13 protein-coding genes are annotated in these 13712 nt (G+C 73.0%); 5 read left to right on the top strand and 8 right to left on the bottom strand.

Translation table 11 applies throughout. From position 1 onward, the window contains the following. Positions 1–725 (bottom strand): electron transfer flavoprotein subunit beta/FixA family protein (locus tag ACFFIA_RS20620; RefSeq protein ID WP_377253170.1); only part of this gene is annotated, 725 nt, incomplete at its 3' end. A 61-nt stretch (positions 726–786) separates the two neighbouring features. After that, positions 787–1212: a hypothetical protein gene (locus ACFFIA_RS20615; protein WP_377253169.1), complete on the bottom strand. Its 426-nt coding sequence runs from the start codon at positions 1210–1212 to the stop codon at positions 787–789. Between the two features lie 42 nt (positions 1213–1254). On the opposite strand from ACFFIA_RS20615, the gene ACFFIA_RS20610 reads away from it, so the two are divergent. From ACFFIA_RS20610 to ACFFIA_RS20595, 4 genes are read left to right on the top strand one after another with little or no spacing between them, the layout of a single operon-like run. Beyond that, positions 1255–1644: a YidH family protein gene (locus ACFFIA_RS20610; RefSeq protein WP_377253168.1), complete on the top strand. Its 390-nt coding sequence runs from the start codon at positions 1255–1257 to the stop codon at positions 1642–1644. Further along, positions 1637–1915 (top strand): DUF202 domain-containing protein, encoded by a 279-nt coding sequence (locus ACFFIA_RS20605; RefSeq protein WP_377253167.1) that lies wholly within the window; start codon positions 1637–1639, stop codon positions 1913–1915. The genes ACFFIA_RS20610 and ACFFIA_RS20605 overlap by 8 nt, the downstream gene beginning before the upstream one ends. Before the next feature lie 32 nt (positions 1916–1947). Then, positions 1948–2355, top strand: coding sequence for a PLD nuclease N-terminal domain-containing protein (locus ACFFIA_RS20600; RefSeq protein WP_377253166.1), 408 nt, complete (start codon positions 1948–1950; stop codon positions 2353–2355). Between the two features lie 32 nt (positions 2356–2387). Then, positions 2388–5561 carry an AfsR/SARP family transcriptional regulator gene (locus ACFFIA_RS20595; RefSeq protein WP_377253165.1) on the top strand — a complete coding sequence of 1058 codons (3174 nt, stop codon included), beginning with the start codon at positions 2388–2390 and terminating at the stop codon, positions 5559–5561. Here ACFFIA_RS20595 and ACFFIA_RS20590 read toward each other — a convergent pair. From ACFFIA_RS20590 to ACFFIA_RS20575, 4 genes are all read right to left on the bottom strand, one after another. Next, positions 5545–6342: an ABC transporter permease gene (locus ACFFIA_RS20590; protein ID WP_377253163.1), complete on the bottom strand. Its 798-nt coding sequence runs from the start codon at positions 6340–6342 to the stop codon at positions 5545–5547. The genes ACFFIA_RS20595 and ACFFIA_RS20590 overlap by 17 nt on opposite strands. Next, a complete protein-coding gene (locus tag ACFFIA_RS20585) occupies positions 6339–7310 on the bottom strand; it encodes an ATP-binding cassette domain-containing protein (RefSeq protein ID WP_377253162.1) in 972 nt (323 codons plus the stop codon). The genes ACFFIA_RS20590 and ACFFIA_RS20585 overlap by 4 nt, the downstream gene beginning before the upstream one ends. Before the next feature lie 91 nt (positions 7311–7401). After that, complete coding sequence (locus tag ACFFIA_RS20580; RefSeq protein WP_377253161.1) at positions 7402–8526, bottom strand: lytic polysaccharide monooxygenase auxiliary activity family 9 protein; 1125 nt, start codon at positions 8524–8526, stop codon at positions 7402–7404. 117 nt (positions 8527–8643) lie between these two features. After that, the gene (locus ACFFIA_RS20575; RefSeq protein WP_377253160.1) at positions 8644–9051 is read right to left on the bottom strand and encodes a winged helix-turn-helix transcriptional regulator; all 408 of its coding nucleotides are present in this window, start codon (positions 9049–9051) and stop codon (positions 8644–8646) included. Between the two features lie 47 nt (positions 9052–9098). Between ACFFIA_RS20575 and ACFFIA_RS20570 the strand changes: the two genes are divergently transcribed. Continuing rightward, positions 9099–9929 carry an SDR family NAD(P)-dependent oxidoreductase gene (locus tag ACFFIA_RS20570; protein WP_377253158.1) on the top strand — a complete coding sequence of 277 codons (831 nt, stop codon included), beginning with the start codon at positions 9099–9101 and terminating at the stop codon, positions 9927–9929. Positions 9930–9971: 42 nt separating this feature from the next. On the opposite strand, the gene ACFFIA_RS20565 is transcribed toward ACFFIA_RS20570, so the two are convergent. Both ACFFIA_RS20565 and ACFFIA_RS20560 read right to left on the bottom strand, forming a co-directional pair. Beyond that, entirely contained in the window at positions 9972–11600 is a 1629-nt protein-coding gene (locus tag ACFFIA_RS20565; protein ID WP_377253157.1) for an acetolactate synthase, read from the bottom strand. Positions 11601–11621: 21 nt separating this feature from the next. Beyond that, positions 11622–13706, bottom strand: a complete 2085-nt coding sequence (locus ACFFIA_RS20560; protein ID WP_377253156.1) for an Hsp70 family protein — start codon at positions 13704–13706, stop codon at positions 11622–11624. Positions 13707–13712 lie beyond the last annotated feature (6 nt).

Below are 13712 nucleotides of genomic sequence, written 5' to 3'. Positions count from 1 at the left end.
TCATCGGTGACCTTCACCCCACCAGAACGCGGCGGCCGCTTACTGTGCTCCACCACCACCGACGAAGCACCAGCAGCGCCGACCTCACCAGCCGCGACACCCAAATCGGCCAGGCTGAGAGTCCGCACCGGCTTCTTCTTCGCCGCCATGATCCCCTTGAACGACGGATACCGCGGCTCGTTGATCGTGTCCCACACCGACACCACCGCCGGCGTCGAGGCGGCAACCACCTCGAACCCCTCCTCGGTCTGCCGCTCGATCGTCAACGAACCACCCTCAACGGTCAACTTCCGGGCACCAGTCAACGCGGCGACACCCAACCGCTCGGCCAACATGTGCGCCATCACCTGCACACGCCCATCCGTCGACTCCGCGCCACACAACACCAAGTCCGGATCGAGCGTGCCCAACGCCGCAGCCAACACCTTGGAGGTGGCCAACGCGCACGAACCGTGCAACGCATCATCCAAAACATGCACCGCACGATCCGGGCCCATCGACAACGCCTTACGAATCGACTCCGACGCGCCCTCCGGACCCATCGTCAGGATGGTGACCTCACCACCGTGCGCCTCCTGGACCCGCAACGCCTCCTCAATGGCGTACTCATCCATCTCATTGATGACATTGCTCGCCGACCCTCGGTCGACCGTGTTGTCGTCAGAACGCAGCGAACGCTCCGCACTGGAGTCGGGCACCTGCTTGACGAGTACGACGATGTTCATCGCGCTTCCAGGACCTCCTGCTTAGTTAACGCACGTTAACTGAAGTTACCCACCGTCTAGGTTACTCGCCAGTAGGAGTGGGATCTGACACGACGCCCACCGCGCTCTTGACCTTGGCGAGCGCGTCTGCTTCACGAGCGTCGACACCGTGCGCCGCGCTGGCCGCCTGCTCGGCCGCGGCGACCACCGCCGCCCGGTAGTTGTCCACCTCGGACGGCGCCTTCTCGCGCAGGATGGCCACCGACCGCTCCAGCGCCGGCAGTACCACGGCCTCGACCTCGGCCGTCGAGCCGCGCGGGAGCTTCGGCAGCGGCCCGCCGGTCAGCACCTCCCGGACCAGCCCGGTCGCGCCGGCCAGCGCGTCCGAGGCGGCGAAGCTCTCCTTGAGCATCGTGAAGAACCCGGGGTCGGCGTCGGAGACCAGAAACACCGCGCCGAACGCGGCCGTCTTGAGCGTGGACTTTTCCTCGGCGGTCAACTCGGTCACGGTCACAGGTTACGGGTGGTACCGGCCTGAATAATGGCAGGCGTGCTGGGCGTGATCAGGCGATGGTTCGACCCGGAGGAGGCACGTCGGGTCGGTACGACTCCCGACTACCGCTTCTCCCTGGCCAACGAACGCACCTTCCTCGCCTGGATCCGCACCGGCCTCGCGCTGGTGGCGGGCGGGCTGGCGACGGCCCAGTTCCTGCCGCCGCTGCCGATCGCCCACCTCCGCGAGGTGATCGCGGTCGCGCTGCTGCTGCTCGGCGGGGCAGTGGCCGTACGCGCGGTGGACCGCTGGGCGCGCACCGAGCGGGCGATGCGCCTCGGCCGCGACCTGCCGGCGTCCCGCTTCCCCGCCCTGCTCGCGATCGCGGTGGGCGTAGGCGCGGCGTCACTCGTGGTGATCGTGCTGGTCCAGGCGTTCCATGACTGATCCCGGACTTGCCCCCGAGCGCACCTGGCTGGCCTGGTGGCGCACGCTCCTCGTCGCCGCCGCGGTGGCCGTACTCGCCGCACGGATGGCCGCCGAGCACGGCGATCCGCTGCTCGTCGCGCTCGCGCTCGGTGGCTGGACCGCGCTCTTCGTGGTCGCCTACCGCCGACACCGGTCCCGACGCGCCGGACCGGGCCGCGCCCTCCCCCTGTTCGCGCTGTTCACGGTCGGCTACGCGGCACTCGGCACGCTGCTGGTGCTGATCCGTTAGGCAGGGTGGCTGTCAGGGGCCATCATTGCGGGATGGCCCGCCTGTACGTGCTCCTCTTCCTGGTGCAGATCGTCCTCGCCGTGCTCGCGCTGATCAGCTGTCTCTCAGCCGAGGAAGACGAGATCAGGGCACTACCCCGGATCGTCTGGGTGCTGGTGATCCTGTTCTTCCCGCTGGTCGGGTCGATCGCCTGGTACTTCATCGGCCGCCCGGTGCGCGCGGATGCCTCCCAAAGCGGCGGCTGGCGAGTCGGTGGCGGCTTCCCCGAGCACAGGCGGCCGCGGCCGGTGGCGCCGGACGACGACCCGGAGTTCCTCAAGTCGCTCGACGCCAACCAGTCGAAGAAGGACCGCGAGCTCTTCGAGAAGTGGGAGGAAGACCTCAAGCGCCGGGAGGACGAGATGCGCCGCCGGGAGAGCGGCGACGAGAGTACCCCCTGAGCTGAGAGGCGCCACGGGGGAGAATCATCGTCGTGCAGATCGCGCTGCTGGGCCCGCTCGAGGTGCGCGCCGACTCCGGCGCGCCCGTCGAGGTGGGCGGCGCGCGCCTGCGCACTCTCCTGATCCGGCTGGCGCTCGACGCCGGCCGCACGGTCACCACCAACGCCCTGATCGACGCGCTGTGGCACGACGAGCCGCCGGCCGGCGCCGCCAACGCGCTCCAGGCGCTGGTCTCCCGGCTGCGCCGGGCGCTGCCCGAGGGCGTGATCGAGTCGACTCCGGCGGGCTACCGGCTGAAGGTGCCGCCCGAGGCGATCGACACGTGCCGCTTCGAGCGGGAGGTGACCGCCGCGCGGAGCTGCCTGGCCACCGATCCAGCCCGCGCCGCGCGACTGCTCGCCGACGCGCTGGCCCTGTGGCGCGGCCCGGCGCTCGCCGACGTGGCCGGCGCCGACTTCGCCCGGGCGCCCGCCGCCCGCCTCGACGAGATGCGGATCGCCGCGACCGAAGACCGGGTCGACGCCGTACTCGCGCTCGGCGAGGGCGCCGGGCTGGTGGCCGAGCTGGAGTCGCTCGCCCTGGCCCATCCCCTGCGCGAGCGCCTCACCGGGCAGCTGATCCGGGCGCTGCGCGGCGCCGGACGGCCGGCGGAGGCGCTGATGGCGTACGACCGGCTGCGTGCCGCGCTCGCCGACTCCCTCGGCGCCGACCCCTCGCCCGAGCTGGCCGCCCTGCACCTGTCGCTGCTGCGCGACGCCGGCCCGCGCCAGCCGCCGGCCACGCCGTTGCCCGCCACCAACCTGCCGGCCACGCTGACCAGCTTCGTCGGGCGCGACGACGACGTGACCAAGATCACCAAGGTGATCGCGGAGTCCCGCCTCACCACGCTGATCGGGCCGGGCGGCGCGGGCAAGACCCGGCTCGCCATGGAGTCCGGCCGGGCGATGCTCGACCAGGCGCCCGACGGGGTGTGGCTGGTCGAGTTCGCCCCGGTCGCCGACGCCACCGAGCTCGCCTCGGTCGTGCTCGCCACGCTCGGCCTGCGCGAAAATCCGCTGGTGCCGGGGCGCGGCCGCGTACCGCCGGAGCCCGCCGACCCGCTGACCCGGCTGCACGGCGCGCTGGCCAGCCGGCGAGCGCTGCTCATCCTGGACAACTGCGAGCACCTGGTCGCCGCGGCCGCCGCGCTGGCGGAGAGCCTGCTCGTACGCTGCCCCCACCTGCGCGTACTCGCCACCAGCCGGGAGCCGCTCGGCATCACCGGCGAGGCGCTCTTCCCGGTCGAGCCGCTCGCGCTGCCGCCCGACGGGATCGACGCCGCCGACGCGCTCGCCTACCCCGCCGTACGCCTCTTCGCCGACCGGGCCGCCGCGGTGCGCCCCGGCTTCGCGGTCACCGATGCCGTCGTCCGCATCTGCCGCGCGCTCGACGGGATGCCGCTCGCCATCGAGCTGGCCGCCGCCCGCCTGCGCGCGCTCACGCCCGAGCAGGTGGCCAGCCGCCTCACCGACCGCTTCCGGCTGCTCAACGCGGGCAGCCGCACCGCGCTCCCCCGCCACCAGACGCTCCGCGGGGTGATCGACTGGAGCTGGGAGCTGCTCGACGAGGCCGAGCGCGACCTGTGGAGGCGGCTCGCGGTCTTCGCCGGTGCCGCGACGCTGGAGGCCATCGAGGAGGTGTGCCTGACCGGCGCGGCCCCCGACGCGCTCGACCGGCTCGCCACGCTCGTCGACAAGTCGCTGGTGGTCGCCGACCCGGATGGGCGCTACCGGTTGCTGGAGACCATCAAGGCGTACGGCCTGGAGCGGCTCGCCGAGTCCGGTGCCACCGCCGAGGTCCGGCGGGCGCACGCCAGGTACTTTCTCCGCCTGGCCCGCCGCGCCGACCGGGAGCTGCGTGCCCGCGACCAGTTGGAGTGGCTGGCCCGCCTCGACGCCGACCACGACAACGTGCACACGGCGGTGCGGTGGGCGATCAGCGTTGGTGACGCCCGGCTCGCGGTGCGGTTCGCCGCGTCGCTCGGCTGGTACTGGTGGATGAGCGGCCGCCGAGCCGAGGGCGCCGAGCTGGCCCTGGAGGCACTGGCGCTGCCCGGCTCGGTGCCGCGCCCGGTCGTGGCGGCGGCCTCCGCGATGGCCGCGCTCAACGTCGTGGCCGGCCTCTTCCAGCTCGAACGAGGTCAGGCGCTGCTCCGCGACGCCGCCGAGCTGACCCGCGGCTACGAAGACCGGCATCCGATCCTCAGCCTCATCGGCCCGATGTCCGAGCTCTTCTCCAGCCCACCGTCCAACGAGCCGGCGATGGCGGGGCTGACCGGCCGCTTCGCCCACACCGACCCGTGGGTGCGCGGAGTCGCCCGGCTGATGTACGGCCACGCGCAGGTCAACCTCGGCTATGAAGACCGCGACTCGGAGGAGCACTTCGCGATGGCGCTGGCGGAGTTCCGCGCGCTGGGCGACCGCTGGGGCAGCGCCACCACGCTCGCCGGCCTCGCCCACATGACCTCGGCGGACGGTGACCACGCGCGGGCGGCGCTGTACTTCGAGCAGTCGCTGGCCGACCTCGCACCGCTGGGCGCCGCCGAGGACATCCCGGAGATGCAGGCGCGATACGCGTACGAGCTGTGGATGATGGGCGAGCCGGAGCGGGCCTTCGCGACGCTCGAGGAGGCGCGGCGCTCCGCCGAGCTGGTCGGCAACGACGAGGGCCGGGCCGCGGTGTCGTACCACCACGGCGAGATCCTCCGGGCGATGGGTGAGTACCAGCGGGCCCGCGCGGAGCTGGTCGAGGCCGAGTCGGTCGCGTCGGGCTCCAACTCGGCGCCGCAGTGGGTCTCCATCGTCATGGTCGCGCTCGGGCAGATCGACGCCGCCGAGGGCGATCTCGCCGGCGCCCGCGCCCGCCTCGACGCGGCGATGGATCTGGCGTTCACCTCGCACGACATGCCGGTGCTGGGTCAGGTGCTGATGGCGTACGCCGACCTCGCCCTGCACAGTGGCGAGCCGGAACGGGCCGCCCGGCTGATCGGCGGCGCGTACGCCATCCGGGGCGGCCCCGACCGTTCCACTGTGGACTCCCGGCGCGTGGAGAACATCGCGCGGGAACGCCTCGGCGAAGAGCGCTTCGCCGAGGCGTTCGAGGTGGGTAGGGCGGAGACGACCGCCGCCACCGTGCGGGAGAGCGTCGCGCTCACACTCGGCGCTTGAACGTGCGCACCGCGAGCGGGGCGAAGACGGCGGCGATCGCCACGGCCCACAGCAGCGACTGGCCCACGTAGGTGGCCGCCGCGCCGCCGGAGAGCAGCCCGCGTACCGCGTCGGCGAGGATCGTCACCGGGTTGATCTCGACCCACGCCTGGAGCCAGCCGGGCATCGTGTTGGTGGGCACGAACGCGTTGCTGGTGAAGGTGAGCGGGAAGACCACCACGAAGGCGAAGATCTGCACCTTCTCCGGCTCGCTGGCGAGCAGCCCCACGAGCACGGCGATCCAGGACGCGGCGAGGCTGAAGACCAGCAGCAGCCCGAACGCGGCGAGCAGGCCCTCCACCCCGCCCTGGACCCGGAAGCCGAGGACCACACCGAGGCCGAGGATCAGCGCGATCGACCACGCCTGCTTGACGGTGTCCGCGAGGATCCGCCCGGCCAGCGGGGCGGAACGCGCGATCGGCAGCGACCGCAGCCGGTCGAACACGCCCTTGGTCAGGTCGGAGTTGAGCCCCACGCCGGTGGTGACCGAGGCGAAGAGCGCGTTCTGCACGATGATGCCGGGCAGCGCGAACGTCAGGTAGTCGCCGGTGTTGCCGGCGATCGCCCCGCCGAAGACGTACGTGAAGAGCACCACGAACATGATCGGCTGGATACTGAGGTCGAGCAGTTCCAGCGGGTTGTGCTTGAGCTGCACCAGGCTGCGCCAGGCGAGGGTGAACGTGTGCCGCAGCCCCTCGAGCGGGTTCACCCGGCGGGGCAGCGCCGCGGCGGCGGTGGTCATGCGGTGATCCCTTCAAGCTCGTTCTCTTCGGCGCGGTGGCCGGTCAGGGAGAGGAAGACCTCGTCGAGGCTGGAGCCGCGGAGCGCGAGTTCGCCGATCGGCACCTCCGCCTCGTCCAGCCGGCGGACGACGGCCGGCAGCACCGCCGAGTCGGTCACCGGCACGGTCAGCAGCCCGCCCTGCGTCTCGGGCGTCCGGCCGGCCACCTGCGCCACGATCGACTGCACGATCGGGATGTCGACGGCGTGCTTGGGGCGTACCGCGAGCGTCTGCGCGCCGACCCGCCCCTTCAGCTCGTCCGGCGTGCCGGTGGCGATCACCCGCCCGTGGTCGATCACCACGATCTCCTCGGCGAGCAGGTCGGCCTCTTCCAGGTACTGCGTGGTGAGCAGCACCGTGACGCCGTCCGAGACCAGGTCGCGGACGATGTCCCACATCTCGTTGCGGCTGCGCGGGTCGAGCCCGGTGGTCGGCTCGTCCAGGTAGAGCACCTGCGGGCGGCCGACCAGGCTCGCGGCCAGGTCGAGCCGCCGGCGCATACCCCCGGAGTACGCCTTGGCCGCCTTGTTGGCCGCGTCTTCGAGGCGGAAGTCGGCGAGCAGCTCGTGCCCCCGCCCACGCGCCTCGGCGCGGGAGAGGCCGAGCAGCCGGCCGATGAGGATGAGGTTCTCCAGCCCGGTCAGCGTCTCGTCGACCGAGGCGTACTGCCCGGTGAGGCCGATCAGCCGCCGCACCTGGTGAGCGTCGCGGACGACGTCGTACCCGCCGATGGTGGCCCGCCCGGCGTCCGGCCGCAGCAGCGTGGCGAGGATGCGCACCGCGGTGGTCTTGCCGGCGCCGTTCGGGCCGAGCAGGCCGAGCACCGTGCCACGGCGTACGGCCAGGTCCACCCCGCCCAGCGCGGTGGTGTCGCCGAAACGCTTGACCAGCCCTTCGGCGACGATCGCGTGAGTCGTCGTGTCGTTCATGCCACCACCGTCCCGCACGGCGCTGACGGCCGGCTGACGGTGGCGCGGGGGCGCTGACATACCGCTGACAGCGCCCCCGCGGGAGGTGAGACTAGGTGGTCGCGGTGCAGGTGGGCGTGGGTACGGCGTTGCTGCCGGTCCACGACCCGATCAGGCCGAACGTCGTGCTCGCACCGGCGCCGAGGCTGCCGTTGTAGGCGACGTTCGTGGCGGTCACACTCGATCCGCTGGATGTGATCGTGGCGCCCCACGACTGGGCCACCTGTTGACCGTTGGCGTACGTCCACCGGACCGTCCAGCCGCGGATCGCCGAGGAGCCGGCGGTGACCCGCACGTCCGCCTGGAACCCACCGTTCCACTGGCCGACGACCGCGTACGACACCGAGCAGCTACCGGTACCCGTACCCGGGGTCGTGGGGGGCGGGGTGGTCGGCGGCCGCGTGGTGGGCGGGGGCGTCGTGGGCGGCGCGGTGGTGGGCGGCGCGGTGGTGGGCGGCGGCGTGGTCGGGTCCGGCTGCCCGCCGAAGTTCACGTCGCTGCAGAAGTAGTAGTTCTGGTCGGCGTGGCTCGCCTTCCAGATCGCGTACACGATGTGCCGCCCGCTCCGCCCGGGGGCGGTGACGTTGGCGGAGATGGTGACGCCGTTGAGCACCGGGTCGCTCTCCCGCGTACCGACGCCCGGCAGGATGCGGCCGGTGTCGTGGCGCAGTTCGAGATCGGACCAGCGCAGCGCCTGAGTGAGCGGGTTGTAGCCCTGGCGCGTCACGTAGATGCGGATGTAGTCGGCACCGTGCAGCGCCTGGTCGTGCATCCGCCAGGTGAACGAGGTGCTCAGGTTGGTGGCCCGCCAGTTGCCGGGGTTGTCCAGCGCGGCGTACCGCATGCCGCCGGTCCGCCCGCCGCTGCACAACTGGCCGTCCGGCACCTGGCCCTGGTGGTTGCCTCCGACATCGTCCCGGTAGAGCGAGTTCCAGTTCCACATCGCGGTGGAGTCCGCCTGCCATGCCTGCCAGCACATCGGGTCCTGCGTGGCCATGGCCGGGTTCTGGAAGTCGCTGCCCCAGCGCTTCCAACAACCGTAGTTGCGAGACTCGGGTCCGATCGCGGAACCGTGAGCGGACGCCGTGCCCGTTGTGCTCACCAGCGCGGTGGCAAGCATGATCAGTGCGGCAAACACGACCGTCGCGGTGCGACGCGCGTGCCTGACTGTCGACATTGGACCTCCACGGTAGACAGTGAACCGAGACGCGGCGAGTTGCCCTCGCTCACCACGCCGGCTACGTTGCGGCTCCCGCAGCGGTCGCGTTAACAATAGTTTGACGTATCGACAAACTCAAGTACGTAATTGTATTTCCCGGGCGGCCGCGATCTCGTCGCCGTGCCGGACCGCCCACTCGGCGAGCGCGGAGAGCGGGCCCAGCAGGCTGCGGCCGAGCGGGGTCAGGTCGTACTCGACGCTCGGCGGCACGCTCGGATGCACCGTGCGCGCCACGAGCCCGTCCGTCTCAAGCCCGCGGAGCGTACGGGTGAGCATCCGCTGGCTGATCCCCTCGATGCCCCGGTGCAGCTCGTTGTACCGGTACGGGCGGCGCCCCAGCAGTACCAGCACCAGCACCGACCACTTGTCCCCCACGCGGTGCAGCACGTCGGCGACCGGGCACGCCGCCAACTCGCCCACCGGCACGGGCGCGGGCAGCGGATGGCTGAGCAGGTGGGGCACATTCGTGTCCGTACCGGACATCAAAGTGCCTTCTTTCGGTTCGCCCCGGTCCTTCCCATGATCGAAGCATGGCAGAACGAACGAAGGTCGTGGTCGTGAGTGGTGGCACGGCGGGTATGGGCCGTGCCGTCGCCCGCGCGGAGCGGGGCGACCGCGTGGTCGCGATCGGCAGCGACCCGGTCAAGGGGCGGGCCCTGGTCGACGCCGGCCGTGGCCGAATCGACTTCCTCCCGGCCGACCTGAGCTCGATCGCCGCGACCCGTGCCGCGATCGCCACGATCCGCGAGCGGCATCCGGCGGTCGACGCGCTCGCCCTCTTCGCCAACCGGGTCGCACCGGCGCGCCGCCTCACCGCGGAAGGGCTGGAGCAGACGTTCGCTCTCTACTACCTGAGCCGCTACCTGCTCAGCCACGGGCTCCGCGACCACCTCGACCGCGCGCCCGCCCCGCTCATCGTCAACGTCGCCGGCGTCGGGGTCCGCAAGGGCAGGATCCACTGGGATGATCTGCAGCTCGCCCGCCGGTACCGGATGGTGGGCGCGCAACTCCAGGCCGGGCGCGCCAACGACCTGCTCGGCGTCGACTTCGCCAGCCATGGGGCGCGCGCCCGCTACGTGCTGTACCACCCCGGCTTCACGCGCAGCGGCGACACGAGCCCGCTGCCCCCGCCGCTGCGCCTCGCCCTGCGGGTCGCCTCGGTCGTCGCCCGGCCGGTCGCCGACTCGGCGCGCCCGATCGTGGAGTGGATCGACACGCCGCCCGCCGCGCCGCTCACCGCGATGGACCGGGCCCGCTCGGTGCCCCTGGACACGCCCACGCTCGACCCGGCGACCGCCGCACGCCTGGCCGCGGCCACCGCCGACCTGCTCGAACAGGCCACTTTGGACGAGCGCGGGTAAGCGCCCGTCAGGCCAGCTTGGACGAGAGCGAGTGAGCGCCCGTCAGGCCAGGTTGGACGAGCGCGGGTAGGCGTCGGCCGGGTCGGTGAGCACGTTGACCAGGTAGGGCACGCCGGCCTCGAACGCGCGGGTCAGCGCCGGCCCCAGCTCGCTCGACTTCACGACCGTCTCGCCCGCGCCGCCGAGCGCCTTCACCACGCCGTCGTAGCGCAGCTCGGGCTGGAGGTCGGCGGCCACGTCGTAGCCGTACATCGCGCGCATCGGGTGCTTCTCCAGGCCCCAGATGCCGTTGTTGCCCACCACGATCACGACCGGCAGGCCCTGGCGGGCCAGCGATTCCACGTCCATCAACGAGAAACCGGCGGCGCCGTCGCCCATCAGCACGCAGACCTGACGATCGGGGTACGTCACGCGCGCCCCCATCGCGTAACCCATGCCGGTGCCGAGGCAGCCGTACGGCCCCGGGTCGAGCCAGGTGCCGGGCTCGGCGGGTTCGAGGTACTTGCCGGCGTACGAGACGAAGTCGCCGCCGTCGCCGATCGTCACCGCGTCGCGGGCGAGCACCTTGCGCAGCTCCCCGTACACGCGTGCGGGGCGGATCGGGTCGGTCTCGGCGGCCATCTCCTCGGCGTCGCGCGCCTTGGCGGCGTCTTCGGCGAGCCGCAGGTTGGCGACCCACTCCGTGTGGTCTCCGCGTACGCCCTCGTAGTCGGCGAGCGCCGAGAGGATCAGCCGCAGGTCGCCGGCGGGCGAGACGGCGGGGGTCACGTGGGAGGCCCGCTGTGTGGGGGCGTCGACGATGTGGACGACCTGGGCCCCGCCGAAGTCGCCGAAGCTGAGCCGAAAGTCGAGCGGCGTGCCGATCACCACGATCACGTCGGCGCCCGTGATGGCGGTACGGCGCGACTTGGCGAACGCGAGCTGGTGCTCCGGCGGCAGCGCGCCGCGCCCCATGCCGTTGGTGAAGACGGGCACGTGCAGGGCCTCGGCTGCCTCGCGCAGGGCGGCGACCGCGTCCCCCGCGTACACGTCGGAGCCGGCGATGATGACCGGGCGCTCGGCGGAGGCGATGAGCTGCGCCGCGCGCGCGACATCCTCGGGGTCCGGCTGCACCACCGGTACGTCCGGGGAGCCGGGCGTGTCCGCGTCGGTGGCCGAGAAGATGACCTCGAGCGGGAGGTCGAGGAAGGCGGGCCCACGGTGCGCGGTGAGCGCGGCGGTCAGCGCGGTGGCGACCGCTCCCGGGATCTCCTCGCCGGAACCGACCGTCGCGGCGTACTTGGTGACCGGCGCGACCAGTGGCAGGTGGTCGATCTCCTGGAGACTCCCCGAGCCCCACCGGAACGCGGGCGCCCGGCCGCCGATCACCAGCACCGGCGACCCGTTGAAGTACGCGCTGGTGAGCCCGGAGACGCCGTTGGTGACGCCGGGTCCGGCGGTGAGCACGGCGAGCCCCGGCCGGCGCTGGAGCTTGGCGACCGCCTCGGCCGCGAAGACCGCCGACTGCTCGTGCCGCACGTCGTAGAGCGGGAAGCCGGTCTTGTGCGCCGCGTCGTAGAGCGGGAAGACATGCCCGCCGGAGAGGGTGAACATCTCCTTGACGCCGAATGCCCGCAACGCCGCCAGCGCCAGCTCGCCGCCGTGTCCCTCGATCCGCTCGGGTGAAGTCATGGGGGGAAGGTTACCGCCCAGTCACTCCGACTCCACCCGGGACTGGATCCAGTCGACGATGCTCCGCACGACCTGGCTCGGGTCCTCGTCCCGGGCCGCCGCGAAGGCGAAGATGCCGGCCGCGACCGGCACGACGACGAGCAGCGTGGTGATCACGAGTGCCCGGATCGCGCGGACGATGAAGCCGGGCCGCCGGCGGGTCTTGCCCCGCGCCGGCTCGGGCTGCGTGCGCGGCGCGGCCGGCGGTGCCTGGGGCACGTGCGGCGCCACCTGCGGTGGCCTGGACGGCGGCGCCTGCGGGTAACGCGGCGCGCTGGCGGCCGGATACCGCGGCGCTGCGGGCGAGTGAGGCTGCGCGGCGGACGCGTGAGGCGGTGTAGCCGGCATGTGCGGCGGCCCGGCCGGCGAGTGGGGCCGCGCGGCCGGCGAGAAGGGCGGGCTCGGTGAGGAAGGCGCGCTCGGCGGTGGGTAGGTCGCCGCCGGCGGCGGATAGGTGGCGCCCGCGGCCGGCGGTGAGGTCGGCTCCTCGTAGCGCGGGAGCGGCTTGGTCGCCGAGGGCGGCGCTGCCGGCGTGCGCGCCCGCCCGGCCGGCGGCTGCGCCCCGGGGACGATCACCCGCCCGACGGTCCGCGGCGGCGGGCTCCCGCCCGTGCCCTGCTCCGGCGCGGATCCGCCAGGCCCGGGAACAGCGGCGCCCTGCCCCGGCACGGAACCACCAGGCCCGGCCACGAGACCGCCCGCCCCGGGAACAGCGGCGCCCTGCCCCGGCAGGGAACCACCAGGGGCGGCCGCCAGACCGGCCGGCCCCGGAACGGCGGCGCCCGACGCGGCGGTCCCTGGGGCGAGGGCGGCCGGCGGGGCGCCGACCGGTGCCGGCGAGCTGGGGACGACGCCGCCGGCCGGTGTGGTGGAGGGCAGCTCGCCGGGCGGGAGGACGCGCGCCGGTCCGGGGGCCGGGGAGACCGGCCGCATCAGAGCCGTCGCCGGGCCCGGTGCCGGCGGCGCGCTCGCCAGCAGTGCCGCGCCGGCCAGGATGCTCCCCTCGGCGACCACCAGCTCGGGCTGCTCGATCACCTCGGGGGCCTCGCCCAGCGCGCGGTGCAGCAGCGTGGCCATCAGCGGCATCCGGCTGGAGCCGCCGACCAGGAAGACCCCGGCCACCTGCCCCTCGGGGAGCTTGGCCCAGCGCATCACGCCCTGCGTCACCCGTACGGTCTGGTCGAGGATCGGCGTGGCCAGCTGCTCCAATTCGACCCGGGTGAGGTGCACGTCGATGTCGAGCAGCGGCAGCATGAGGTCGGCGGAAGGGCTGCGGGAGAGCCGCTCCTTCGCCACGCGTACGTCGTCCCAGAGCTGCCGCTTGGCCCGCCGCTCCTCCACCGTGGACGGATTGGCCAGCCGCTCCCAGGCGGCCCGGTCGCGCTCCGCGTACGTCTTCTCCAGGTGGGCGACGATCGCCGCGTCGACGTCGAGGCCGCCGATGTCGTCGCGCCCGTCGACCGCCAGCACCTCGAAGCCGGTCGCCTTGCGCGCCACCACGCTCGCGTCGAAGGTGCCGGCCCCGAAGTCGTGCACCACCACGACCGAGCCGATCGGCACCTCGCGCCCGAGCACCTTGGCGAAGTAGGTGGCGGCCGCGACGGGCTCGGCCACCAGCCGTACCCCATCGAAGCCGGCCCGGGCGGCGGCGTCGGCCAGCAGCCGGCGGCGAGTGGCGCCCCACGTGGCTGGGCAGGTCAGCGTGATCTCCGGCCGCACGCGACCGACGGTGCGATCCCACTCCTCCGCCACCCGCGCGATCACGGCCGTGACCAGGTCGCCCACCGGCACCTCGCGGTCGCCGAGCAGCAGCGTGCCGTCGTCGATGCGGCGCTTGGGGTTGGGCTCGAAGCGGGCCGGATCGAGGCGGGCGCTGTGCACCGCGTCGCGCCCCACGATCAGGTCACCGCCCGGCTCGGCGTAGACGGCGGAGGGGAGCAGCGGCGAACCGTCGACCAGCAGCGGGCGGGCCCGCCCGTCGGGCCACCGAACGACCGCGACCGTGTGCGAGGTCCCGAAGTCGATCCCGAGGGCATGCCCCGAGGTCGGCGTCCGGTCCGCTGGCATGGCGAT

The organism is Phytohabitans kaempferiae (assembly GCF_042433955.1).
GTDB lineage: Bacteria > Actinomycetota > Actinomycetes > Mycobacteriales > Micromonosporaceae > Phytohabitans > Phytohabitans kaempferiae.
This window is presented reverse-complemented; position numbering and strand designations above follow the sequence as displayed.

Excerpts from the sequence above, each read along its gene's own strand:
- ACFFIA_RS20605 (WP_377253167.1), top strand. The coding sequence starts at position 1,637 with ATGACTGATCCCGGACTTGCCCCCGAGCGCACCTGGCTGGCCTGGTGG.
- ACFFIA_RS20600 (WP_377253166.1), top strand. The coding sequence starts at position 1,948 with ATGGCCCGCCTGTACGTGCTCCTCTTCCTGGTGCAGATCGTCCTCGCC.
- ACFFIA_RS20590 (WP_377253163.1), bottom strand. The coding sequence starts at position 6,342 with ATGACCACCGCCGCCGCGGCGCTGCCCCGCCGGGTGAACCCGCTCGAG.
- ACFFIA_RS20585 (WP_377253162.1), bottom strand. The coding sequence starts at position 7,310 with ATGAACGACACGACGACTCACGCGATCGTCGCCGAAGGGCTGGTCAAG.
- ACFFIA_RS20580 (WP_377253161.1), bottom strand. The coding sequence starts at position 8,526 with ATGTCGACAGTCAGGCACGCGCGTCGCACCGCGACGGTCGTGTTTGCC.
- ACFFIA_RS20575 (WP_377253160.1), bottom strand. The coding sequence starts at position 9,051 with ATGTCCGGTACGGACACGAATGTGCCCCACCTGCTCAGCCATCCGCTG.
- ACFFIA_RS20570 (WP_377253158.1), top strand. The coding sequence starts at position 9,099 with ATGGCAGAACGAACGAAGGTCGTGGTCGTGAGTGGTGGCACGGCGGGT.
- ACFFIA_RS20565 (WP_377253157.1), bottom strand. The coding sequence starts at position 11,600 with ATGACTTCACCCGAGCGGATCGAGGGACACGGCGGCGAGCTGGCGCTG.
- ACFFIA_RS20560 (WP_377253156.1), bottom strand. The coding sequence starts at position 13,706 with ATGCCAGCGGACCGGACGCCGACCTCGGGGCATGCCCTCGGGATCGAC.